This window comes from Niallia sp. (assembly GCF_031978665.1).
Lineage (GTDB): Bacteria > Bacillota > Bacilli > Bacillales > Cytobacillaceae > Niallia.
On sequence record NZ_DALZDK010000006.1, the window covers coordinates 33,400 to 55,400 of the forward strand.

Here is a 22,001-nt window from a genome sequence, read left to right on the forward strand (position 1 = left end):
TATGACGATAGGAATGTGTCTTGATTATATAGATGTTTACCTTGAAATGAGTAATCCAAAGAAAAAGAAGAAAGTTGCCACTAGAAAAGCCACACAGGCTGATTATGACAGTTTCTAAAGTGAGGTGAGATAAATATATGGCGAGTAGAATCAAAGGGATAACGATTGAATTAGGGGCGGATACAACATCACTTGAAGGTGCGTTATCTGATGTTAATAAGAAATCAAAAAATCTTGCTGATGAATTAAAAGATGTAGAGAAGCTCCTTAAATTTAATCCTAACAGTACAGAATTATTAGCGCAGAAACAACAAATACTTTCCCAATCCGTAGAAACCACACGTAATAAATTGGATCAATTAAAAGAAGCAGAAGCGCAAGTCCAGCAACAGTTTGAACGTGGAGATATTAAAGAAGAACAATATCGAGCGTTTCAACGTGAATTACAAGATACAGAAAGAACTCTTCAACGTTTTGAAAATTCCCTTCAAGATATGCAAGTAGAGCAGGATAAAGTCGGTCAAAGTCAAAAAGATTTAGCAACTTTAATGAACGCTACAGAAACGTCTATAGAGGATTATGCAGATGCAATAGGGCATAAGTTGGTTAGGTCTATTCAAAACGGAACAGCGACTAGCAGAGACTTAGAAAGAGCAATTCAACGTATTGGCAGAGAAGCGCTCGGAGCAGATGTTGATGTAGACAGATTAACAACTACTCTAAGGTCTGTGGATGACGGAAATTCATTGCAACAGATTCGTAGAGAGTTACAACAGATCGAACAACAAGCCGATGATACAACCAATGCATTAGAGGAACTTGATTACGGAATTGAAAACGTAGCTGGTGCTTTAGTTGCTGGCGGTGGGATAACTGGAACTATTGAGAAATCCTTAGAAAATGCTAATGTAGACACTAGAATCAATATTGCTTTGGATTTACCAGAAGATTCCCTTCAAAATGTAAAGAGGACTGTAAATGATGTTACTGCGTTAATTAATGACCAAGAATCGGCGCTATCCGGAACAAATAAATTATGGCTCTTGAATAAAGATGCATCTGACGAAGTAAATGCTTCAATTGCAGAAGGTGCTGCAGCAATTGCTTTTGCTTTCCAAGATGTTGATTATAGCGAACTTATTCAAGAAAGTTATGAAATAGGTAAAGAGTTAAAAATATCTCAAGGAGAAGCAGTTTCACTTGTTGATTCTCTATTAAAAGCAGGATTTCCTCCTGATCAATTGGATATTATTGCAGAATACGGAGCGCAATTGCGTAGAGCTGGCTACAACGCAGAAGAAGTCAGAGGAATAATGGCTGCAGGCGTTGATACCGGAACTTGGAATATCGACGTACTTTTGGATGGATTAAAAGAAGGTCGAATCGGTCTAGCTGAAATGGGCCAAGGAATTGATGATGCAACAAAAGAAGTAATCAAAGGTACTGATATTTCTGCTGGACAATTAAAAAAATGGGGAAAAGCAATTTCTAATGGCGGTAAAGAAGGAAAGTTAGCCATGTTAGAAGCAGCACTTGCATTAGATGAAATTGATGATGGCACTAAGAAAAACCAAGTCGGTGTAAAATTATTTGGTACTCTTTATGAAGAGAATGGAGAAAAAATAACCGATACAATTCTTAATGCAAAAGGTGAAGTTCAGTCTTTAGAAGAAATGCAAAAAGGATTGAACGATACAGTTTCTCAAGCTTCTGCAGATCCATTAATCGCTATTCGTACAGCAATCAATGATATGTTTATCGCTATGCAGCCGTTGCTTAATTTTATCGCTGATGTTGTGGCTAAATTGGCTGAATGGATTTCCGAAAACCCTAAATTAGCGGCAACAATTACAGCTATATCTGTTGTATTAGGGATTTTAGCTGGACTAGTCCTTGCGCTTGCTCCTATTTTCACTGCACTAGCAACAACCGCATCTGCTGCAGGCGTAACTATCGGAGCGTTATTGTCACCGTTTTTGGCGGTAGTAGGTATTGTAATTGGCGTAATTGCAATTATAGGGGCACTAATAGCGATATTCATAAACTTATATAAAAATAATGAAGACTTTCGGAATAAGGTTCAAGAAATTTGGACGAGTATTCAGGAGGTCTTTTTTAATGTCCTAAATTACATCAAAGAATTAGTTAATACAATCATGACCAATGTAACAGCCTTTTTTCAAGAGTGCCTAGGAAAAATAAAAGCCTTCTGGGATGAAAACGGACAGGCAATCATGATTCTTGTTGAGATGTATATGAACTATATTAAAGGGATTATTGAAATAATTATGATTGTTATTACCACTGTGTTTAAAGGAGCCTGGGAAGTAATTAAAATTGCTACTCGAAATGTTTGGGAAACTATAAAGTTATTTGTTAGAACAGGAATTGATATAGTTTTAGGGATTATCCAAACGGTGCTTAAATTGCTACAAGGTGACTGGGAAGGCGCATGGGATACAATCCTTCAAATCTTGAAGAACATTTGGGAAAACATTCAAAAGTATTTAGATGGCATTGATTTATACGGCACCGGTAAAGACATTATCAGAGGATTAATCAATGGTATAGGCTCTATGGCTGGCGCTGTGTGGGATAAAGTGAAAGAAATAGGAAGTGGCATAGCGGATGGATTTAAAGACTTCTTTGACATCCACAGTCCATCAAGGCTTATGAGGGATGATATAGGTAAGAACATTGGCGCTGGATTAGAAGAAGGTTTAATACAATCTCAGGCTAAGATTTCGAAAGCTTCTCAAGCTATGCAAGATGCAGCAATACCTACAATTCCTAAAAGTAATTCAAGTAGCCAACTGTCTAATCCCTACGACGATTCAGAAGTAATATCTTTATTAAGAAAAATAGCTTCAAAGAATTTAACAATTGATAGTAATGCATTAATGGACTTCATCAATACTAGACAAGCAAATGAAATTAATTTTATCAATGCAATGAAAGGGTGATCGTAATGTATTTGCTAATTGAAAAAGATGGTACCATTATAGATCACCGTAATTTAGGACTACAGTTACTGAGTTTTAGGAAACAGTCAATGGAACATAGACACGAGTTTTCCGATATCGAAGGAAGAAATGGTTCTATTCATACAGGAACAACTTTCGGGCCACGTTCTTTAATAGCTTCATTTTTATTAGATGGAGAGAATCATATATTTATGCAAATGTTAATAGATGAAATTCACGACCTTTTTGCCACAAACAAAGAGGTCTTTTTAATTGATTCTAGGCAACCTGGTAAGCGTTGGAGGGTATTAACAAATAATACTTTTGATACTCCCTATTCAACTCCAAGGGTGGCTAAATATGATTTAGAATTCATTTCCCCGATAAGTTATTCAGAAAGTGTGGGAACTACATTAGATGACTTCACATTTGATTCGGATTTATGGCAGATTGGTATGAACTTACCAGCTGATGCTGAATTAACTTATATTTGGAGTACTAGCAAATTTAGAATCTATAACGCTGGTAATGCTCCAGTAGATCCAACGGAATTACCTTTGAGTATATTCTTTAAAGGTGCTAGTAATGGACTAACCATTAGGAATTTAACTACAGGACAAGCCTTTAAATACAATGGAGCAACCAATCAGAATGATGTTATTACATTAGAACGATTAAGACACTTAAAAAATGGAGTAAGTATATTTTCTGATACGAATAGACAGCACATTATTATTGCTCCTGGTTGGAATGACTTCGAGATTGCTGGTGCTTATGGAAGTTATGAAATATCGTTTGATTTTCGATTTTACTATTATTAGAGAGGGGATGACATATGAAATCACTAGCTATAAAGTCGATTACTGGTGAAATGGAACCAGTTTATGATTATACTGTCACTCGAAATAATGGGTTATCTGGGGAGAAAACGATTAAGGTAACTTCCATACGTACTGAACAGAATGAATCGGCTTATCCATTAATTGTGAATGAAAACATCTTTGTGTATGAAGATGAAGAATATGTAATAAAGGACCATTCAGAGATTACTTATAACAAGCTTGTAGGAGTTCAAACAACTGCTATCCACATCTTTTTTGATGATTTGAAATGGAGAACCAGGCAATATGATACCATTTCCGGAACATTCGATATAACATACCTTTTGAATTTCGCTTTAAAGGGAAGTGGCTATACATTCACTGTGGACGCTTCGTTCATTGGAGTTAAAGTTGAGGTTCAAAATTTCGGCGATGATAATGGATTGGCGCTATTTCAACAAATATTAGAATTGTTTGCTGTGGAATATGATTATAGTGACAAACACATATTTGTGTCCAAAAGAATCGGTGAGGACTTAGATGTGCAATTTAGACATCGTTATAACATTAGCAGTCCGACGAAAGATATTAATACGAATGATTTTGCCACTTATATGAAAGGGTATGGTAAGTTAAAAGAAAATCATGAAGAATTAACTGGTGATGATAAATATATTGTTGTGGCGGAATACACAAGCCCATTGGCACAGATTTATGGTATAAGGATTGCTGAACCTGTGAGGGATGAACGCTACACTAATAAAGAAAATTTATTAGAAAGACTGGTGAATGATCTAACTGATAAAATAAGTGTTTCTTTAAAATTCAATGCTATTCAGCTTGCTGAAATGGACCTTTCGAACGTAAAAAAAGGCGATGCAGCATGGTGTATTATTGAGCCATTTGGCTTAAATATTCGGTTAAGAATTGTGGATGTAGAGGATTATGCGAATGGTAAATCACCAGTTTTTACATTTGGTGTTTTAAAAAATAAATCACCTGTAATTATTGCTAATTTTTCTTCCACAGCTAAAACAGTTGGAAAAGTAATAGACAATGGTTCAGGAACTATTAAACAACAAGCTTTAAATAATATTACTTTCGACTTGAGTAAATCATATGGTCGATTATCCCAAGATAAAGTATCCGTTGGTCCAAATACAGTTTTTGCAGAAGGTTATGATCCTACACAAATTGAAATACCAGAATATCCATTAGCTTCCTCCATACAAGATGGATTAATGAGCAGTAGTGCGTTCCAAAAAGTCGAACGAATTAATGTGGATTCTTCCGGAAATGTGGTTGTGGATTTAACTAAAATAGAACAGGAAATAGAACAATTACAGATTAATAAAGCTGATAAAACGGAAGCTACAGTAACAGAAAAAGGGTTAATGTCAGCTTTAGATAAAAAGAAACTAAATCAAATATTAATTGATGAAGGACAAGTCGCGAACTTGTCTAATTTAATGCAGAAAATCCAATCGATTGAAGAGTGGATACAACAGCAGGAAGGAGGAACAACTAATGTCTAAATTTCCTTATAAACCTTTTGATAGTAGCACCAAGTTTGGTGTTAATTTTGCTAAATGGATTAACAATTTTGCGGATTTAGTTGGTTTAGATTTAAAAGAGCAAAAAGCAAGAACGGATAATCTTATACGAAATACTCCACAACCTAGTGAATTAGTAGACCTTCGTGTGGATGAAGAAGGAGTGGAGCATCCTACAGCTAGAGATCGTATCATTTCAGATAGTGCTAAAGTCGCTGCTAACATTGGAGACTTATCACTGTTTAGAAATCATGAAAACAACATCATCTCAAAAATGAAAAATGAGTTTACCGAGCGTGGGGTCAATCCGAAATGGTTTGGGGCAAAAATGGATGGAGTAACGAATGACACGAAAGCATTCCAAAATATGATAACTGCAATTAAACTTCTTAACTTGGAAAATGTCAAAATAATTGGTGGGAATGTTACCTACCTAGCAACGTTAGATTTAAACAACCCAACAAAAGACAGTTTTGGTCGTCCTTATTTAATCCCAATCCATGATTATCACCATTTGCTTCTAGACTTGTCCGGCTTAACTATAAAAACAGACTACATTCCAGAGTTCCCAAACATATTCCATTTCGAGAATTGTTCCCATGTTGAAGTAAAAGGCGGTTACTTTGAAGCAATTATTCATAGCACTCCTTCTGCTGATGTTTCTATCTATTGCGGTTCTGCTGTTTATTTCTATAACTGTAGACATATTAAAGTAGATGGGTTAGAAACAATGGATATGCTTTATAACACTCAAATTCAATATTGTACGATTTATGAAGTTTATCGTACTCGATTTGACCACACCTTAACAAAGGTAAGCAAAAGAAGTAGAGGGTTAAGTAGTATTCTATGTTATGCCTCATCTATCGGAAAAGTAGGTCATAATCTTATATTTGGTGGTCTACGTGATGGCGACTTAAGTATTTTCGGTGCTGGTACTGATGATGTGGATGTATTTGGCAATCATTTGTATGCTTATGGTAGTAACCATGGGGTTGTGGAGGATATGACTTGTCAAGGTATTACTATAGACCAAGCACCTAATAACATACGTGTACACAATAATTTTGTACATGGATATTTTTACGGTATAGATTCTAAAGCAAACTCTAAAAATGTGGATATTTATGATAACGATGTTTCTAATTGTAAAATTGGAATTGCAGACCGAATAGGAGAATCGGCATCAGTAGGGTACCATACCTTTTTAACAAAGATTTATAATAACAGGATTGTCTTTGGAGATGATGCCTTAAAAGATCCTTACAAGCAAAAGGATATATTTGACTCTGTGGGTATATTAGCGACTAATAGGTACGGTGCTGATATTTATAACAACACCATTACTGTCCCTGTGGATAAGGCGTTAGCAGATATGTGTGTATCTGCTATATATACTTCACAAGTAAACAACACCAGCGATACGTACTATCAAGATTTAAACATCAAAGACAATAAAATCCACTTAGAAAATGGATTTGGTGCTATTACTTCTCATGCCGGCAATAACTCGGAAGCAATTACTGTGGACTATGCTAGACAAGCAGTTATAAAAGATAACTACATTAAATTAGTTATATTAGCAGCTATCACAACTTATCCTTTTTCTGTTTTACAAAACAGCGGTAATGTGGAATTAAGGGGTAATAAGATAGCTAACACAAAGTCTACTTCAACTATATTACTAAGAAAACCATCAAGCGTGGTTATTGAACGTTTAATCTGGAAGGGTAATGCATCAAACAATAACGTTAGTGACACAGTGGAAAATCCCATTACGCTAATTGACGGAGATTTTAATAGCTCTAAACAAACTTATTTAGTTTCTTTAGATTCTGTGGTGGATACTTGGACAACCTTATTCACGTTGAAAGCAAGATATGATGTAGCTGGGTGTATGTTGAATATTAAAAACGCAAATATCACAGCAGTTAATAAATACATCAATGCTAGTTATCAAATAGTGTTACCAGATAAAGATAATATTACAGCAACAGAAATATTTAATTTTGCATTAGGTTATCAATTGCAGTTTATAGCGAATGGAGATAGAACATATAGGGTTCAAATCAAGACATCTTCCAATACCTCCAAAGCTAAATTTATTATCGAATTTATGAAAACAACAGATTACACATATGTACTATAAACAGGGAGGAATAAAGATGAGAACTGCTAACATTACTTTCCAAATACCAAAAACAGTTATGGAAAATAAGCTTGCTGTTAAAGAAGAATTAAATAGTATTTGTGAATACAAAGATCAAAAATCCGTTTCTATTGATGTGTATTATAGAGATAGTAATGATAAAGTGATTGGCACTCAATCCTATGCAATAACTGGAGAGAAGTACGATCTATTAATGAGTGAATCCCCAGACTTTGCTGTTGGTAAGCTACAAAATGAATACAGAGAATCAGATATTTGGTACGTAATTGATTTAATTAGAAAAGAACAAGAAAGTATTTTAGAGGCTTCTCAATAAAAGGTAAGAGGAAACTATAGGAGGGCGAACAGTTTGAAAGTAATGTATACAGAATTACAAATGACAGAAGAAAAATGGGAAAAGTTGAAAAAATGGGAAAAGGAAACAGGCATAGATGCAGAAGAAAAAGTTCAAGAATTATTTGAAGAGTTTTTAAAACAATTATGAATATCTAAGAAGAATAAGGATACTATTGTGCGATAAATAAAAAGAAAGGATTATAAAAAAATGAAGACAAGTTTACGAAAATCATTTTATCGATTTATGATTAAATCCTTAGCTATGTTAATATCAATCAATAAATTTATCAGAATAATAATCGAATTTATTTTAAATAAATTGATGAAGCTAAAAGATTATTCTTCGAATTTGCAAAAATAAAATTTATTTATTGAATCATCTGTTATTATATGTATATATTTAACAATTTTAAAAGGAGATATAATAATGGATGATTTTTTCGGACTTGGAAAGCTAAGTGACAATAGTGTAGAAGTTTTTAAAGAGATATACCCTGACCTTGCACAACCAGCATTAAGAAAAGTAGGGATAGCTCTAGAAGCAACAATTGACTTTACAATCCTACCCTTCAAATATTTAGGAATGGTTAGTAAAAAGGCAGATTTAAAAATCAAAAAAAATCTGAATAACTATCAAAGTAAATTGGACAGTATAGATTCTTCTGAAATCGGATCAGTGCCACCAGAAATAGGTGTCCCAATATTAGAAGAATTAACGAGAATAACAAACGAAGAACTAACAGAAATGTATATAAATTTATTAGTTAATGCTTCCTCCGTAGAGAACTCACGGTATGCGCATCCAAGTTTTTTAAACGTTTTAAAGAATTTGAGTGCTGATGAAGCTAAAATTATACAATTCTTAATGGTTAATAGTGTTGAAAATATATTCCCTATTTATGTCAGATATCAAAAAGTAAGAAGAAGTAATGGAGCAATGATACCTTTAACTGATAATATCAATGATATTAATAGATTGATTGAACTAAGTTTTCCGGACAACAATAATTTTTATATAAACAATTTAATTAGTATGGGTATTATTGAAGCAAGAGATCTGTACTATAGATTCGACGAGGAAAGATATATAAAATTTGAAGAATCGATAAAAGAAATTAAAGAAGGTGCAGAGCAGATAATGCAAAAAATGCTGGAAGATGAACATAAAAAAGGTGACCTTGGAAATGCTTCTGAGCTAAATAGTATTTGGGGACATTTTAAAGTTACTGATTATGGAAATGAATTCTTTAAAGGAATCCAATTTGAAAATTAATTTAGTGAAAAAAGAGTCCTATTGAAGGGCTCTTTTTTATTACCTTCAAGGAGGTGAGTCCGTGAATATAGAGATAAAAGGGGGATGGGAAAATGACAGCAAGTGTGGAGGTATCAAATAAAGATATGGAAACAATCGTCCAAGATCATGAACAGAGGATATTAAAATTGGAACAGAGCTATTCAGACTTAAAAAGCCAACTGGTTTCTGTGGAAACTGGACAACTTAGAATTGAACGTACATTGCTTGATGAAGGAAGAGAGCAAAAGAAATTATTAGCTGAACAAAGGAAAGAGCAAAAGGAATTAATGGATCAATTAATAGCTCATACTTTAGGAATTAAACAAACAAATAGTAATAAGAAATGGGAATTAGCTCTTGCCATAGTTGGTGGTGGGGGCTTTCTTTATGCAGTGGTCGATTTAATTCTACAATATTGGAAGGGGTAGTTAGTGTGGATAAAGCAAGCGTTACTAGATTTGCATTATTAATTTTAGCCGTTATCAATTCAGTGTTAAACATGTTGGGATATCAAACTATTTCAGAGGACTTAGTAAATGACATTATCGCTGTTGCTTCTGGTATTTATATCTTGTATGCAGGCTGGAAAAATAACTATTTAAGTAAAAAGGGTTTGAAACAAAAAGAAGTACTTAAAGAAAATAATCTAACAAATGCGAAATAGGGTAGCCGAACGGCTGCCTTTTTTTATGAGGTGATAAGAGTGTTTAAGAAAATCAAATGGTTTTTTAGCAAAGTAGATCAAGTTGACCTAAACATCTTATTAGATGAAAAATATTAAGGAGAGTGGAATGAAATGAGTTTAAAAACATTACAAGACAAAGCTATTAAACGTATGGGTTCTGGAATGAAAGCAATTGTGGTAACAAAAGTATTGGAGATCATTGAAGAAGCGTACGATGAAGGAATTTACGTATTGATTACAGACGGATATCGTTCATATGCAGAACAAGATGAGTTATATAAAATTGGTCGTCGAGGTATCCCAGGAGAGAAAATCGTTACAAATGCTAAAGGTGGACAATCTAATCACAATAAAGGCATCGCAGTAGATTATTGCTTAACAAACAAAGAAGGTACAGCAGCATATTGGACTGTTAATGCTGATTGGAAACGAGTTGCTGCTATCGCTAAAAGCAAAGGATTCGCATGGGGAGGAGATTGGACTAGCTTCAAAGACAATCCTCATTTAGAGTATACTGGCGAGATTACAGTGACTCCAGATACAAAAGTAGATGCGGAGATAATTACTACTCCTTCCGTGTTAGAAAAAGGCGATAAAGGTACTGCTGTTAAAAAGTTGCAACAAAAACTAATCGATAAAGGCTTTAAACTACCTAAATTCGGGGCAGATGGCGATTACGGAGACGAGACAGTAAATGCAATCAAATCATTTCAGAAAGCTGTAAAAATCACTGTGGATGGTGTGTACGGTCCAGTCACTGCTAAAAAGTTAGACGAATATAAGAAGCCGTCCACATCGAATAAAGCGAATAGTGAAGCTATAGTGCTTTATCCAGGTCATTTAATCAAAGTCGGAAGTAAAGGTAAAGATGTTGAGCGTATTCAACGTGCAGTAGGGGTTACAGCTGATGGAATCTTTGGTAATGCTACTAAAAAAGCTGTACAAGCATATCAAAAACGACATGGATTAGACGTAGATGGCATTGTTGGTAAAAACACTTGGAATAAGATGTTTTAAGTCTACAGTTTGAAAATGTTTGCATAAAATAATGTGGATGGATATACAATAGTTGTACATCATGATTTATCTCACACAGCCCTGCTCTTAATTGAGTGGGGTATTTTTTTATGGACATTTCGTGAACTAACAGGAATATCTACCCAAAATAAAGAAACCTCCTATACAAGAAAGGAGGGAAGCAATGAAAGATTATGAACTATTGATTGAACTCCAAGAACTGTACGATTCCGCAGAAACTACCTCAGACCTTAAACTCCTAATCGATACCTTCTTAGATAATTTTCCACCAGATATGTTATAATCCAAGTCAAAAAGGACAAACGATAATATGAAACAGTCAGATATCAAATATTTAAAATGCCAAGCATTAGGGTGTGAATATCGTGGAGAACTATTGAAATTTATGCCATGGGGTAAAAATGACGATGAGTATGCAACATATTATTGTGAAAAACATTATTTTAGTCATCTCGCTAAAGACCAAGAATCCTTAAATAAGTTTCTAGAATATTATAAGGATCCGATGAAAAGAGAATGGTTACCACCTAAATCATTAGAGCTTTATAATAAATACTCAAATAAATAGCCCAACTCGTTTGAGAATGTTTTTTTTGTAGTAAATTGACAAGTTTTGTCGAATCTATAGACTGAATTTACTAATTGATTTATCATAGTTTCGAAATAAATACAGATAGAAAGATCATAATTAGGGGGAAACAATTAATGGAAGTCCTTGGTGGGATATTATTTTTTATAGGTTTTATTGGTTTTATAGTTTATTTAGTAAGAGGACTAATTTCTCTTGTTAAGAAAAATGGTACAGCTAAAAATAGATTTAAATACAGTTTAGTTTCGTTTGTAATTGCGATTATTGGTTCATTTATTATTGGGTCAAGCGGAGATACTACAGAAAAAGCTGAAACAGCTAATAGTAAAGTGACTGAAGAAACTCCAGAAGAAAAAGCAGCACGAGAAGCCGAAGAGAAGAAAAAAGAAGAAGAGGCAGCTAAGAAAGCAGCTGAGGAAAAAGCGAAAGCAGAAGCAGAAGCGAAAGCGAAAGCTGAACAAGAAGCTAAAGAAAAAGCAGAGGCAGAGGCTAAGGCTAAAAAAGAAGCTGAAGAGAAAAGAGCAAATGCAAAACCTATTGAATATGATCAACTAAAGAAAAATCCAGATAGACACGCTGGAGAATATGTAAAATATGAGGGTCAAATTGTTCAAATTATGGAAGGTGACAACCTAACACAGATCCGTTTAGCTGTTACAAAGGACTCGTATGGTTGGGATATTAATGACTTGATTTTTGTAGAATATGATGGATACACAGACTTTGTAGAAGATGATGTGGTTACTATCTATGGTGAAGTATACGGGGCATATAGCTATACATCTCAAGCAGGTTGGGAGATTACACTTCCAGCTGTTATGGCGGAGAAAATTGAATAATATAAGTTACCAACTCCCTAAAATATTAGGGAGTTTTTTTGTTTTTGACTTCATAAAGATCTTCAATTTTTTTATCTAATAAATTTGCTAACATAAAGAGTTCTGGAACAGAGGGATAACTTTTACCAGTACACCAATTAGATATTGTGTTTCTGGATTTATTAAAAACTTTTCTTATGTACTCTCTTTTATAAGGAGATTCATCAATCGCTTTTCCAATATTACTTTTAATTTCCATAACATCACCCACTATTAATATTCCACTTTTATGATGATTTCCCTTTCTTGATTTAATTTTGATAAATTGCACAATATTTTTTGGATAGACAGGCAATATTAATTTTCTAGTGCATATCAATAGACTATCAACCAGATAAAGGAGTGTTCCATCATGAAGAGTTTGTATGAAATTGTTCAAAGTAAAGAGTTAGAAATTGCCTATAGAGAAGCAGTCCTAAGGGGAGATGAAGAAACAGCGTTAAAAATCAGCGGTATATTATTTGAACGATTATTGAAAAAGGAGGGGATTATCTAATGTATGAAGTGATCCCCTTTAAATCGTTTATCGCTGGCAACATCTACCCTACTATGCCTGTCCACAGTTGGTTAGATGGTGGACTTACATTTTTCGTGTCCACTGGTGGCGTATTACTCGCTTTAGTAGTGCTAGAAAAGTGCGGAGTAGAAATCAATGAATCTCTCGTTCGTTTAGTAGTAGTATCAGGTGGCGTATTAGCTGGATTATGGGCCATCTTTAAGAATCCCTTATTCGGTAGTCTAGTAATCGGGTTCTGATGTGTCTATTGCGTTATCCATTTGGACATTAGTATTTTCATATGTTTTTACTTGAACAAATTAGTTCCGTAGGAGTGAAACGAAATGCTCGAATTACTCACATTTCCCCTCGCCATCCTTGCTGTCGCCATGCTACCGAGGGCTGCAGAAGCTGACCATAAGAAAATTGAGCGAATCATGAAGAACATTGGGTATGGAATCAGGGGTAAAGAAGGGGAATTAAAAATTCCAAAGTACAAGGGTAAGCAGTCAATTGTGGATGGAGAAGAATCAATCGGGACCACATACTTGTACAGTGTTCCCTTAGGACTTCCAGCGTCAAAAATGACTAAAGTCGAAAGTGAAATAAATATATTTTCAGATGGCTTAAATAAGCCTGTGGAAGTCGAGTATAAGAAATTTCTTAAGGTCCATGTATTTGATGAAGAGTTACCAGAGTTATTTCCTTATGCAGAATTGCCTTCTAAATATGATTGGAGTGTTCCGCTAGGTAAAAGTCTTAGAGGTATCATATGGCACAATTTTGACCATACACCACACATGACTGCAGCAGGAACAACTCGATTTGGTAAAACAGTATTTCTTCGTATGATGATGACGTATCTAATTGAACATCATCAAAATAACGTTGAATTTTATGTCATTGATTTAAAAGGTGGATTAGAATTTAGTCGATATGGAGTACTTCAGCAAGTAAAGGAAGTGGCTAGTGATATTTACGAAGCGGCAGAGTTATTACAAAAGCTACAAAGTATGTTTGCAGAGGATTTTAAATACTTTAAGCAAAATAACTATGCGAACATTGTTGATACAAAAATAAAAAGAAGAAGGTATGTCATTGTGGACGAAGCTGCCCAATTAGCACCAGAGAAGTTTCATAGTAAAGAAGAAAAAATATTATTGTCCTATTGCCAGGGAGTACTGAGTGAATTAGCACGTGTAGCAGGCGCACTGGGTTATAGATTAATTTACGCAACTCAATATCCTACAGCTGATACATTACCAAGACAAATAAAACAGAATGCAGATGCCAAGATATCATTTAGGCTTCCATCAGGATATGCTTCTAAGGTTGCTATAGATGACGAAGGAGCAGAAGAATTACCGAGTAATATCAAAGGTAGGGCTATATTCAAAACGCACGAATTAAGGGAATTACAAGCGCCATTTATAAGCCACGAAGAGATGTGGGAACGATTAGAAAAATACCAAGAACCAAAAGTATTAGAGGTGAAACCAGATGACGTTGTCGAGTATCGAACGGAAGAAAATGAGACAAGAGAAGATCTTGTTAAGTTTGAATGAATTAAAGTTTGCTACTAGTGAGCATATAAGAGTCCTCCACAAATTAGGAAGCCTTAGAAACGCTCTTAAGGTACTTAATCAGATGAAAGAGTATTTAACTATTCGAAAGCATAACGGACGTAATGTGTACTATCTGAACAACTTAGGAAGGGAGATAATCGGAGCGGAAACAGAAATTAAATGGTCTTTAACTGTAGATCATCATTTATTAAGGAATGACATGTATTTATATTTTAAATGTCCACATGATTGGAAGGCAGAACAGAAAATAACTTTTAAATATAAAAACGGACTATCCTACAAAGAATCATCCATCATACCGGACGCTACCTTTACCCTCCACAACATATTTCATTTCCTAGAAGTAGATCGTACTCAATCCATGTCAGAAAACAAAAAGAAAATAAACCAATATAAACTACTTTCACCAGCCATTGAAGAACAGTTTAAACATAAGCCTATTCTTGTATTCTATACAACTACCGAAAGCCGTAAAGGCCTATTAGAAAAGCTGTGCAGTGATGTAGGTTTAGAAAACATAATCATATCCAAGGAGGACTTAAGATGATGGATAAACACACAAGAAGATATTTATATCAACGCTTTGATTATATGAATGAAGAAGCTAATGCATATGAAATTGGTGATCTAATTAATCAAGCAAATTCAGAGGATGATTATATTTATCTTAATTCTGCTGCTAATCAGGTGGAAGATGATTTCGCAAAAAGGATATTAAAAGAACAGTTATTTAAGAAAAAGATGGGGTGGTAATATGAAATTTCATGACGATAAAAGAAAAGCATTTAAGCCATTATTTGACCATCTAAAAGATGAATATATGAATCAAAATATTACTACTGAAGATTTTCGTAATACTGTAGATCAATATATGTATATGTATCACGATGAAGATTCAACTTATTATAAACATTTTGGAAGTAGAGAGTACTTCAATATAGATAGAGAAGGGAATACAAAAGGTCAACTTGAAGATTGGAAAAAATGGTAAGGGAGAGAGAAGTATGATTATCAAAAGAAAAAAGGATATAGAATCCTTCGTCCACATGTTTGATAAATTAGCTAGTTGGGATGGAACGAAATATTATTTAAACTTTGTAGATGAAATAAATAAAGGAATTATAACAATTATGAAATATGTAGATGGCAGCATGACTATATATCGTTCTTACGAATTGTTTTGGGATATCAAAGAACATTCTTTAGAAGAGAAACAAATCTGGAACTATAGAAAATACATTAATAATTGGTTGAAGAAGAATGAGTATGAAATTGAATGAAATATAGCCCGATACTTGATATAAAACCGCCCGAAATCCCCCCGATAAATGCCCGATTTTCTATAAATAAGTTTGAGTAATTTTGAGAACCGGTTTAACACAATCCTTATAAATCAACCTTTTATCCCACTGTTTTAGTCTATTTTCTAGTATAGACTATGTTCCGCACTCAGGTGCATCCATGGGAGAGAGATCAATACATGGAAATGTATTAAGAAGGGGAAGCCTTGGCGCTGTAGGTGCCGGGGCTTTTTTCTTTTAGGGAAATAAAAGTAAAAAGGACAATGATTTTACTACAATAGAATGCCCGGAAACTCCCCGATGTTATTTCAATAAATCTTCATGAACCCTCCAAAACAAAAAGTAGCAGATCACTCCGCTACTTCATCTGGTAATAAATTCAAAAATCTAGCCAATCCAAGCAGTGTATGCTGACGTTTAGTATACATATCCTCTGATAATTTTCGATAATTTTTAAAAGCAAATTCTTCCTTCGTGTTTTTACGCTGTGTGCCAAGATTCTGTAAGGATTCATGGAGCTTTTCAGCCTCTAGCCGGTATGTGTGTTCTTTATAATCAAAATCTACAATTTTTGCTTTGATATTTTCGGGAATATAGCTTTCCGGAATTAAAAGGGACACCATCGCTTTAATTTTCGGAATATCCATTTGGTTAGATAGCAATATGCGGTGATTTTCGTCTGAAGCTACAGTGTATTTGCCATTAGGAAGTCGGAGTAAATGTATATCAGCTGGACAATCATCCTTCCATCCTAGTCGTTTTACGGAATGACGAAGCTCTTTGAGTTTCTCTCCATTTTTAACTTTGCTAACTGGTAATGTTAATCCAACAATATCTTCAGGGGACACAGAGATAATCCCATAATCAACTGTTACATACGGTTTATAAGGCTTCACAGCTTGATCAAAGAGCATCCATCGTTTTTTTAAGAATTTAATCAATGGAAACACCTCCTACTTAAAGCTATTTTAGACAGAGGTAGTCTAATGACAAATATATTTAGCGGAAGAGAATTTCCTTTATGGAATACGCCAATAGGCGATTATTTTTAAAAATAATCGCGTATTGGGAAAATAATTAGTTTAGTTATCATTCAATAGGACAATCAAACGGAATCGTGGAAGGATGATTTCTGTTATAGGAGATAGTAAACAAGGCAATTTCCTAAGAATGATTAAGTTTCAACCTTAGGGAATGACCAACTGCTATTTCCTATTTCATAAAATACAAAAACCAAACTGCATGATTTTGTTCATCGTGGGCTGCTCGTAAGAATAGTTCTTTTATTTCCGCGTTATCTGTATGGTAAGCAATATCTAAATACAGATCCACCGTTTCTTGTTCATCATTAAAAGCGAAATCGATGCCTTTTCTATAATCCTCTGGGCACTTCTCTTTAATAGTAGGGGTATGTTTCTTGCCAGATATTTGGGTATATAATTTAGAAAACGTATTATAATGCCTAATTTCATCTTTTCTTATTTCAGTAATGATTGCTTTCTCTTTTTTTGTAGGAGCTAAGTTTTTTAGCTTCTGATAACAGGCAATTGCAGCATATTCGCCATCAATTGCTTTTGAAATTTGAAAAAGTACTTCGTTTTGTCTATTGTCTAAAGGCATATTGGGTCGGTGAAAATTATATTGATCAGTTGGAATTTGTCTAACCGGATAGATTCCTTGACCAAAATGAGCATGACAACTTTGAGCTGGAAAATTAAATAGGTGATTGGGTGGACTATGATAAAGAGAGGGATAAGCTTGGTAGATTGCCCCATTTAGTCCTGTAGTTATGGATGGATACATACTGACACTCCTTCGTTTTTGATTTATCCTATTCCCTTTTATTGGGAAAGAAGGTTGTCTCGGTTAAAATGGGTGTATGGATGGCGAGAAAATACAAGGTAGGTATTCAGGTATTCGAAAGAAATTTTAATCGAATTAAAGATACGTTTTCCATTTTCTTAAAAGGGGAATCTACTTCTGTAAAAAAGAACATTTTTGCGAAAAAAACTTGTTTTAGAACAAATGTTCGTATATAATATTTATAAAAGGAGGGGGCTTAAGATGAAAAAACAATTAGAAAAAGCGTGGAAAGAAAAAAGACCGATAGAGATTATTTATGTGAAAAAAGATAGCTCTATTTCCCAACGGACGATTCTTGTGTATGGCGTAACAGACACATACATTAAGGCCCAATGTTTAAAAAAGAAGCAGCCGCGAATTTTTAAAGTGGATTCCATCTTAGCTGCCTCCTTTCAGTCAAAAACCTATAAATTGTATGCTTAAAAAGCATTTCTCTTTTGAGCAAGCCACTGAAAAAGTCAGTTTGTAGCTGTTTATATATTCTTTTGCAATGATGTGTACCTGTTTCTAGCCAATTACACTTTCCTCTTAGTCCTTCAGCATATTTTGACAAGGAATAGTCAAAAGCTCGGACAAGCTCTCTTTCCTTTCATACTATATATCGTAATTGAAATTTAAAATGGAAAGGAGCCAAAGAGATGGGACGCAATAACAATAATAATGTTTTGGGTACAGGCAATAATAATCGAGGAAAATGTTGCAATCGTGTTTCTCCTGTAGAAGATATCGTTCATCCTACTAGAACAGTTGTAAGAACAACAACAAACGAAAGAAGAGTTCGTAACATTCATCCAACAGAAGTAATCAATGTGAATAGAACGGTTATTCGTAATGAGAATTTCTTTCCTGTAACTGAAAGACAAGTGAACGAAACAGTAGTGGAAGATTTTGATTGTGGATCTGATGTAAATAATTCAAACAATTGCAGACCAAGAAGATTCTTCTAAAGTAGAAAAGAAATGGTACCCTGATGAAAAAGGGTACCATTTCTTTTGGTATAAGGATGAAAGAATAATTAATTCCTTTGTACAAAAAAAGAAAGCACAAAAGTGCCTTCTTTTCAGCTGATTAATAACCTCCCCAATAGGAAGCTCCAATAATAATTAACAAGATGAATAACACTACTATCAAAGCAAAGTTACTATTGTAACCGCCACCGCTGCTATAACAATCTGACATATGTGCCACCTCCTTCTACAAGCTACAACATATTTTATGAAGGAATGTCTAAAGTGAGTGGACAAGAATCTATGTGGAAGAATAAAAGGCTTTTTGATTAGTAATTATGTAATCAAGCATGGTTTGTGATTTGGATATTTTTTAAATTGACCTCATACAAAAATACCCCAAAAAGAAAGGCATTCATATGCTTTATCTAATTAAATCATAATTAGAAAGCAGTTATGAATGCCATCTATTAAGACACTCTTAATCTAAACAATAGAAGTATTAATAACCGCCTACGTAAGATGCACCGATAATAACTAATAAAATAAATAATACTACGATTAGTGCAAAGTTGCTTCCAAATCCGCCTCCATATTCAGACATACTAGTCACCTCCATCTATAGATTTACTATAGGATATGAAAGTGATTGAATATGGTGTGGACAAGTTCATTAGTAATATGCAGAAAAAGGGTCTAAAGGAAGAAATAAATATATATAATGGAACAATCCATTAATTAAACGACGCATGGAAACCATCCAATTCGACAAAAAAAGATAACGTTTACAATTCGCTTGAAAATAAGATGTCATTTCTCAAATGACAAAAAAAGAAAAAGTTTATGTTTAAGGAGTGCAGACATCTTCTAGCATAGTTAATTGAGAATTATGTACGAGTTCCACCTTAAACACATTATAAATATCCCTAATTTCACAATAACCTGTATCATAACAAAATAAAATTTTAAACACTCTGCCTTTATACAATACATTTCCTTTCATTTTGTTCCTCCTTGATATTAGGTGTATTTATATAGTTTAACTATCTAATACCCAATATATAAAACTCTTAAACACTTTTTTTATTTTTTAAAAATTTATTTTTAAAAAAATGCTAGCAATCTATAAAAAAATTTAAAATGGTAATACGAAATAAGGAAAACGCTACTTCTTTTCCTCCTCCATTCCAGTTAAAATAGAAGGAGGAGAAAATTTTTCCATTAATTTCGAATTCTCTTGCTTATTGATTCAGTTATCCGTGCAAATTTGCACAAATAATAGGAAAATATTATTAAATTATTGCTCTGGATTTTGTGAAATGGAGGAACCAATATGAAAAGAATTGCTGTGTTCTGTGGCTCGAGTACAGGAGCTTCGAAAATCTATACGGAAGAAGCAATTGCGTTAGGGAAAGAATTGGCAAGACGAGAGATGGAGCTTGTATATGGTGGTTCATGCATTGGCTTAATGGGAGCAATTGCTGATAGCATGGTGGAAGCTGGTGGAAAAGTAATTGGAGTACTTCCAGATTTTCTTCAAGAAAAGGAAATAGCTCATCCTGCTTTAAGCGAATTAATTGTCGTGAAATCTATGCATGAGAGAAAGGCAAAGATGACTGAACTTGCAGACGGATTTATTACCCTTCCAGGTGGTGCAGGAACGATGGAAGAATTTTTTGAAATTTTTACTTGGGCACAGCTTGGCTTACATAAAAAGCCTCTTGGGATTCTTAACATCAATCATTATTATGACCCTCTTGTAGGCTTAATTAATCATATGGCCGATGCAGAATTTTTACAAGAACAATATCGTACGATTACAATCATCGATTCTGATCCAAAACAATTGCTTGATCAATTTTTGACCTATACTCCCCCTGGAATAAAATCATTTATTCAAGTGAGTCAGTCTTAAGTTCTTTTCATTGCATATACAGATACTTGACGATAGGAGGAGAACTGTGGTGTTACTTGTTCAAAAGTTTTATGATGTAGAAGATTTCAAGCGAGTTATGTTGCCATATTTAGAAAAAGAAGAAGCGGTGAATGGCTTGCCTCTAGGAATTTTAATGAATATAAATGAGCAGATTATGCCTACCGTAATGGCTGGGGTATATAAGGATGAACAACCGATTCTGATGTTATTACAGACCCATCCAAAACAAATAATCGTTTCTGTTTTTCAAGGAATGACACCATTTGAATTACCGTTAGTAAGTAAATTAATTCATGAAAGTATAGAAGAAATCCCAGGTTTTATTGGCGAAAAAGCAATTGTGCAAGAATTGGCTCAACATATTGCGTCCTTACGCCAATTAAAAGTTATACTCGGGATGGATCAACGAATCTATCAATTAAAAGAGGTTAAAAAGAAACCATCTAATGTTGGTAGCTTCAGATGGGTAACAGATAAGGATCAGTCACTAATTCAACAATGGGTTTATGATTTCGCTGCTTCAATAAATCAGCCTTTAGAAATTGAGCAGGCATCCAAACGTGCTGAAGAGCTTATTCAAAATGGGAAGCTTGCTGGATGGGAAGTGGATAATCAGTTAGTTAGTATGGCCAATGCAAGTAGACCAACAAAGAATAATATCACCATTAATTTTGTTTATACACCAGATTCGTATAGGAAAAATGGCTATGCCACAAATTGCGTTACAGAATTGACAGAGCGATTGTTAAAGAGCGGTTTTTCCTCAACAAGTCTCTATACAGATACTACAAATCCTACATCCAACAAAATTTATATGGACATTGGTTATGAACCGATGAAGGATTCTATTTTACTGTTTTTGGAGAAATAAAAGCTAGTTTACTAATCTAGGAATGGCAGGAGGGATGTTAAGTGGATGATAGATATCCAATTGGCATATTTGAATACGAAGGACAGATTTCTGATGAAGATTTACATAGCTGGATTTCAGAAATAGAACATTACCCAGCAAAACTAGAAAAAGCAGTTTCAGCTTTAAGTAAGGAACAGTTAGATACAGCTTATCGAAAAGGCGGTTGGACGATTCGGCAAGTGGTACACCATGTGGCAGATAGTCATATGAACGCATATATTCGAACAAAGCTTGCTTTAACAGAACAGAAGCCCATCATAAAACCGTATGAAGAAGCATTATGGGCAGAGCTAGCAGACTATTCCATGCCTATTAATGTGTCAATTCATTTACTTACCAATATTCATGCAAGATGGGTTCATCTATTACGATTCCTTCTTCTAACAGAAGAATTAGAAAGGGAATTACAGCATCCAGATAGCGGAATCCAAACTGTGAAATTCTTAATCGGAAATTACGCATGGCATGGTCGTCACCACCTCGCCCATATTACGAAGCTATGTGAAAATAAAGGGTGGGTTACCGAAAAGACCTTCTAAATAGAAGAAAAAGGAGAGAGTAAGGAGCTATCTATATTCTCTCCTTTTTTTATTGCAAAAAAACGCAGGTTTTGTGTAATTGCTTTGTAGAAG

General features: G+C 34.3%; 29 protein-coding genes. 24 read left to right on the forward strand and 5 right to left on the reverse strand.

The window, feature by feature from the left end:
• The first annotated feature begins 137 nt into the window (after positions 1-137).
• From RTL21_RS04650 to RTL21_RS04705, 12 genes are all read left to right on the forward strand, one after another.
• On the forward strand, positions 138-2,963 hold the full coding sequence (locus tag RTL21_RS04650) for a hypothetical protein (RefSeq protein WP_312093797.1): 2,826 nt from the start codon (positions 138-140) through the stop codon (positions 2,961-2,963).
• Positions 2,964-2,968: 5 nt separating this feature from the next.
• Positions 2,969-3,784, forward strand: coding sequence for a phage tail family protein (locus tag RTL21_RS04655; protein WP_312093799.1), 816 nt, complete (start codon positions 2,969-2,971; stop codon positions 3,782-3,784).
• Between the two features lie 14 nt (positions 3,785-3,798).
• Positions 3,799-5,319 carry a phage tail protein gene (locus tag RTL21_RS04660; protein ID WP_312093801.1) on the forward strand — a complete coding sequence of 507 codons (1,521 nt, stop codon included), beginning with the start codon at positions 3,799-3,801 and terminating at the stop codon, positions 5,317-5,319.
• On the forward strand, positions 5,312-7,486 hold the full coding sequence (locus RTL21_RS04665; protein WP_312093803.1) for a hypothetical protein: 2,175 nt from the start codon (positions 5,312-5,314) through the stop codon (positions 7,484-7,486). The genes RTL21_RS04660 and RTL21_RS04665 overlap by 8 nt, the downstream gene beginning before the upstream one ends.
• Before the next feature lie 16 nt (positions 7,487-7,502).
• Positions 7,503-7,823, forward strand: coding sequence for a hypothetical protein (locus RTL21_RS04670; RefSeq protein ID WP_312093805.1), 321 nt, complete (start codon positions 7,503-7,505; stop codon positions 7,821-7,823).
• Between the two features lie 33 nt (positions 7,824-7,856).
• The gene (locus RTL21_RS04675) at positions 7,857-7,991 is read left to right on the forward strand and encodes a hypothetical protein (protein WP_312093807.1); all 135 of its coding nucleotides are present in this window, start codon (positions 7,857-7,859) and stop codon (positions 7,989-7,991) included.
• Between the two features lie 279 nt (positions 7,992-8,270).
• The gene (locus RTL21_RS04680; RefSeq protein ID WP_312093809.1) at positions 8,271-9,116 is read left to right on the forward strand and encodes a DUF4393 domain-containing protein; all 846 of its coding nucleotides are present in this window, start codon (positions 8,271-8,273) and stop codon (positions 9,114-9,116) included.
• 92 nt (positions 9,117-9,208) lie between these two features.
• Entirely contained in the window at positions 9,209-9,565 is a 357-nt protein-coding gene (locus RTL21_RS04685) for a hypothetical protein (protein WP_312093811.1), read from the forward strand.
• 5 nt (positions 9,566-9,570) lie between these two features.
• Positions 9,571-9,801, forward strand: a complete 231-nt coding sequence (locus RTL21_RS04690; protein ID WP_312093813.1) for a phage holin — start codon at positions 9,571-9,573, stop codon at positions 9,799-9,801.
• A 132-nt stretch (positions 9,802-9,933) separates the two neighbouring features.
• Positions 9,934-10,839, forward strand: a complete 906-nt coding sequence (locus RTL21_RS04695; protein WP_312093815.1) for a peptidoglycan-binding protein — start codon at positions 9,934-9,936, stop codon at positions 10,837-10,839.
• 331 nt (positions 10,840-11,170) lie between these two features.
• On the forward strand, positions 11,171-11,428 hold the full coding sequence (locus RTL21_RS04700) for a hypothetical protein (RefSeq protein WP_312093817.1): 258 nt from the start codon (positions 11,171-11,173) through the stop codon (positions 11,426-11,428).
• A gap of 137 nt (positions 11,429-11,565) precedes the next feature.
• Positions 11,566-12,288 (forward strand): toxin regulator, encoded by a 723-nt coding sequence (locus tag RTL21_RS04705; RefSeq protein WP_312093819.1) that lies wholly within the window; start codon positions 11,566-11,568, stop codon positions 12,286-12,288.
• A 25-nt stretch (positions 12,289-12,313) separates the two neighbouring features.
• On the opposite strand, the gene RTL21_RS04710 is transcribed toward RTL21_RS04705, so the two are convergent.
• Positions 12,314-12,622 carry a helix-turn-helix transcriptional regulator gene (locus RTL21_RS04710; RefSeq protein WP_312093820.1) on the reverse strand — a complete coding sequence of 103 codons (309 nt, stop codon included), beginning with the start codon at positions 12,620-12,622 and terminating at the stop codon, positions 12,314-12,316.
• A gap of 57 nt (positions 12,623-12,679) precedes the next feature.
• On the opposite strand from RTL21_RS04710, the gene RTL21_RS04715 reads away from it, so the two are divergent.
• The 7 genes from RTL21_RS04715 (at position 12,680) to RTL21_RS04745 (ending at position 15,689) form a co-directional block, all read left to right on the forward strand.
• Complete coding sequence (locus RTL21_RS04715; RefSeq protein ID WP_312093822.1) at positions 12,680-12,823, forward strand: hypothetical protein; 144 nt, start codon at positions 12,680-12,682, stop codon at positions 12,821-12,823.
• Complete coding sequence (locus tag RTL21_RS04720) at positions 12,823-13,083, forward strand: hypothetical protein (protein WP_312093824.1); 261 nt, start codon at positions 12,823-12,825, stop codon at positions 13,081-13,083. The genes RTL21_RS04715 and RTL21_RS04720 overlap by 1 nt, the downstream gene beginning before the upstream one ends.
• 84 nt (positions 13,084-13,167) lie before the next feature.
• Positions 13,168-14,388 (forward strand): FtsK/SpoIIIE domain-containing protein, encoded by a 1,221-nt coding sequence (locus RTL21_RS04725; RefSeq protein WP_312093826.1) that lies wholly within the window; start codon positions 13,168-13,170, stop codon positions 14,386-14,388.
• Complete coding sequence (locus RTL21_RS04730; protein ID WP_312093828.1) at positions 14,381-14,956, forward strand: replication-relaxation family protein; 576 nt, start codon at positions 14,381-14,383, stop codon at positions 14,954-14,956. The genes RTL21_RS04725 and RTL21_RS04730 overlap by 8 nt, the downstream gene beginning before the upstream one ends.
• The gene (locus tag RTL21_RS04735; RefSeq protein ID WP_312093830.1) at positions 14,953-15,162 is read left to right on the forward strand and encodes a hypothetical protein; all 210 of its coding nucleotides are present in this window, start codon (positions 14,953-14,955) and stop codon (positions 15,160-15,162) included. The genes RTL21_RS04730 and RTL21_RS04735 overlap by 4 nt, the downstream gene beginning before the upstream one ends.
• 1 nt (position 15,163) lies before the next feature.
• Entirely contained in the window at positions 15,164-15,400 is a 237-nt protein-coding gene (locus tag RTL21_RS04740) for a hypothetical protein (RefSeq protein WP_312093832.1), read from the forward strand.
• 13 nt (positions 15,401-15,413) lie between these two features.
• Positions 15,414-15,689 (forward strand): hypothetical protein, encoded by a 276-nt coding sequence (locus RTL21_RS04745; protein WP_312093834.1) that lies wholly within the window; start codon positions 15,414-15,416, stop codon positions 15,687-15,689.
• A gap of 371 nt (positions 15,690-16,060) precedes the next feature.
• Here RTL21_RS04745 and RTL21_RS04750 read toward each other — a convergent pair whose 3' ends face one another.
• Both RTL21_RS04750 and RTL21_RS04755 read right to left on the reverse strand, forming a co-directional pair.
• Positions 16,061-16,651, reverse strand: a complete 591-nt coding sequence (locus RTL21_RS04750) for a hypothetical protein (RefSeq protein WP_312093836.1) — start codon at positions 16,649-16,651, stop codon at positions 16,061-16,063.
• A gap of 271 nt (positions 16,652-16,922) precedes the next feature.
• Entirely contained in the window at positions 16,923-17,513 is a 591-nt protein-coding gene (locus RTL21_RS04755) for a ferritin family protein (RefSeq protein WP_312093838.1), read from the reverse strand.
• Positions 17,514-17,774: 261 nt separating this feature from the next.
• Between RTL21_RS04755 and RTL21_RS04760 the strand changes: the two genes are divergently transcribed.
• Both RTL21_RS04760 and RTL21_RS04765 read left to right on the forward strand, forming a co-directional pair.
• Positions 17,775-17,996, forward strand: coding sequence for a WYL domain-containing protein (locus RTL21_RS04760; protein ID WP_312093840.1), 222 nt, complete (start codon positions 17,775-17,777; stop codon positions 17,994-17,996).
• A 215-nt stretch (positions 17,997-18,211) separates the two neighbouring features.
• Positions 18,212-18,520 carry a CotD family spore coat protein gene (locus RTL21_RS04765; protein ID WP_312093842.1) on the forward strand — a complete coding sequence of 103 codons (309 nt, stop codon included), beginning with the start codon at positions 18,212-18,214 and terminating at the stop codon, positions 18,518-18,520.
• Positions 18,521-18,641: 121 nt separating this feature from the next.
• Here the strand turns inward: RTL21_RS04765 and RTL21_RS04770 are convergent, their stop codons facing one another.
• Both RTL21_RS04770 and RTL21_RS04775 read right to left on the reverse strand, forming a co-directional pair.
• Positions 18,642-18,752 (reverse strand): YjcZ family sporulation protein, encoded by a 111-nt coding sequence (locus RTL21_RS04770; RefSeq protein WP_312093844.1) that lies wholly within the window; start codon positions 18,750-18,752, stop codon positions 18,642-18,644.
• Between the two features lie 270 nt (positions 18,753-19,022).
• Positions 19,023-19,124: a YjcZ family sporulation protein gene (locus RTL21_RS04775; RefSeq protein WP_251629896.1), complete on the reverse strand. Its 102-nt coding sequence runs from the start codon at positions 19,122-19,124 to the stop codon at positions 19,023-19,025.
• Positions 19,125-19,853: 729 nt separating this feature from the next.
• On the opposite strand from RTL21_RS04775, the gene RTL21_RS04780 reads away from it, so the two are divergent.
• The 3 genes from RTL21_RS04780 to RTL21_RS04790 are packed head-to-tail and all read left to right on the forward strand — an operon-like array spanning position 19,854 to position 21,908.
• Positions 19,854-20,435: an LOG family protein gene (locus RTL21_RS04780; protein WP_312093848.1), complete on the forward strand. Its 582-nt coding sequence runs from the start codon at positions 19,854-19,856 to the stop codon at positions 20,433-20,435.
• Positions 20,436-20,484: 49 nt separating this feature from the next.
• Positions 20,485-21,327 carry a GNAT family N-acetyltransferase gene (locus RTL21_RS04785; RefSeq protein ID WP_312093850.1) on the forward strand — a complete coding sequence of 281 codons (843 nt, stop codon included), beginning with the start codon at positions 20,485-20,487 and terminating at the stop codon, positions 21,325-21,327.
• Between the two features lie 41 nt (positions 21,328-21,368).
• Positions 21,369-21,908: a YfiT family bacillithiol transferase gene (locus RTL21_RS04790; RefSeq protein WP_312093852.1), complete on the forward strand. Its 540-nt coding sequence runs from the start codon at positions 21,369-21,371 to the stop codon at positions 21,906-21,908.
• Positions 21,909-22,001 lie beyond the last annotated feature (93 nt).

Excerpts from the sequence above, each read along its gene's own strand:
- RTL21_RS04650 (WP_312093797.1), top strand. The coding sequence starts at position 138 with ATGGCGAGTAGAATCAAAGGGATAACGATTGAATTAGGGGCGGATACA.
- RTL21_RS04655 (WP_312093799.1), top strand. The coding sequence starts at position 2,969 with ATGTATTTGCTAATTGAAAAAGATGGTACCATTATAGATCACCGTAAT.
- RTL21_RS04660 (WP_312093801.1), top strand. The coding sequence starts at position 3,799 with ATGAAATCACTAGCTATAAAGTCGATTACTGGTGAAATGGAACCAGTT.
- RTL21_RS04665 (WP_312093803.1), top strand. The coding sequence starts at position 5,312 with ATGTCTAAATTTCCTTATAAACCTTTTGATAGTAGCACCAAGTTTGGT.
- RTL21_RS04670 (WP_312093805.1), top strand. The coding sequence starts at position 7,503 with ATGAGAACTGCTAACATTACTTTCCAAATACCAAAAACAGTTATGGAA.
- RTL21_RS04680 (WP_312093809.1), top strand. The coding sequence starts at position 8,271 with ATGGATGATTTTTTCGGACTTGGAAAGCTAAGTGACAATAGTGTAGAA.
- RTL21_RS04685 (WP_312093811.1), top strand. The coding sequence starts at position 9,209 with ATGACAGCAAGTGTGGAGGTATCAAATAAAGATATGGAAACAATCGTC.
- RTL21_RS04695 (WP_312093815.1), top strand. The coding sequence starts at position 9,934 with ATGAGTTTAAAAACATTACAAGACAAAGCTATTAAACGTATGGGTTCT.
- RTL21_RS04700 (WP_312093817.1), top strand. The coding sequence starts at position 11,171 with ATGAAACAGTCAGATATCAAATATTTAAAATGCCAAGCATTAGGGTGT.
- RTL21_RS04705 (WP_312093819.1), top strand. The coding sequence starts at position 11,566 with ATGGAAGTCCTTGGTGGGATATTATTTTTTATAGGTTTTATTGGTTTT.
- RTL21_RS04715 (WP_312093822.1), top strand. The coding sequence starts at position 12,680 with ATGAAGAGTTTGTATGAAATTGTTCAAAGTAAAGAGTTAGAAATTGCC.
- RTL21_RS04720 (WP_312093824.1), top strand. The coding sequence starts at position 12,823 with ATGTATGAAGTGATCCCCTTTAAATCGTTTATCGCTGGCAACATCTAC.
- RTL21_RS04725 (WP_312093826.1), top strand. The coding sequence starts at position 13,168 with ATGCTCGAATTACTCACATTTCCCCTCGCCATCCTTGCTGTCGCCATG.
- RTL21_RS04735 (WP_312093830.1), top strand. The coding sequence starts at position 14,953 with ATGATGGATAAACACACAAGAAGATATTTATATCAACGCTTTGATTAT.
- RTL21_RS04740 (WP_312093832.1), top strand. The coding sequence starts at position 15,164 with ATGAAATTTCATGACGATAAAAGAAAAGCATTTAAGCCATTATTTGAC.
- RTL21_RS04745 (WP_312093834.1), top strand. The coding sequence starts at position 15,414 with ATGATTATCAAAAGAAAAAAGGATATAGAATCCTTCGTCCACATGTTT.
- RTL21_RS04755 (WP_312093838.1), bottom strand. The coding sequence starts at position 17,513 with ATGTATCCATCCATAACTACAGGACTAAATGGGGCAATCTACCAAGCT.
- RTL21_RS04760 (WP_312093840.1), top strand. The coding sequence starts at position 17,775 with ATGAAAAAACAATTAGAAAAAGCGTGGAAAGAAAAAAGACCGATAGAG.
- RTL21_RS04765 (WP_312093842.1), top strand. The coding sequence starts at position 18,212 with ATGGGACGCAATAACAATAATAATGTTTTGGGTACAGGCAATAATAAT.
- RTL21_RS04770 (WP_312093844.1), bottom strand. The coding sequence starts at position 18,752 with ATGTCAGATTGTTATAGCAGCGGTGGCGGTTACAATAGTAACTTTGCT.
- RTL21_RS04775 (WP_251629896.1), bottom strand. The coding sequence starts at position 19,124 with ATGTCTGAATATGGAGGCGGATTTGGAAGCAACTTTGCACTAATCGTA.
- RTL21_RS04780 (WP_312093848.1), top strand. The coding sequence starts at position 19,854 with ATGAAAAGAATTGCTGTGTTCTGTGGCTCGAGTACAGGAGCTTCGAAA.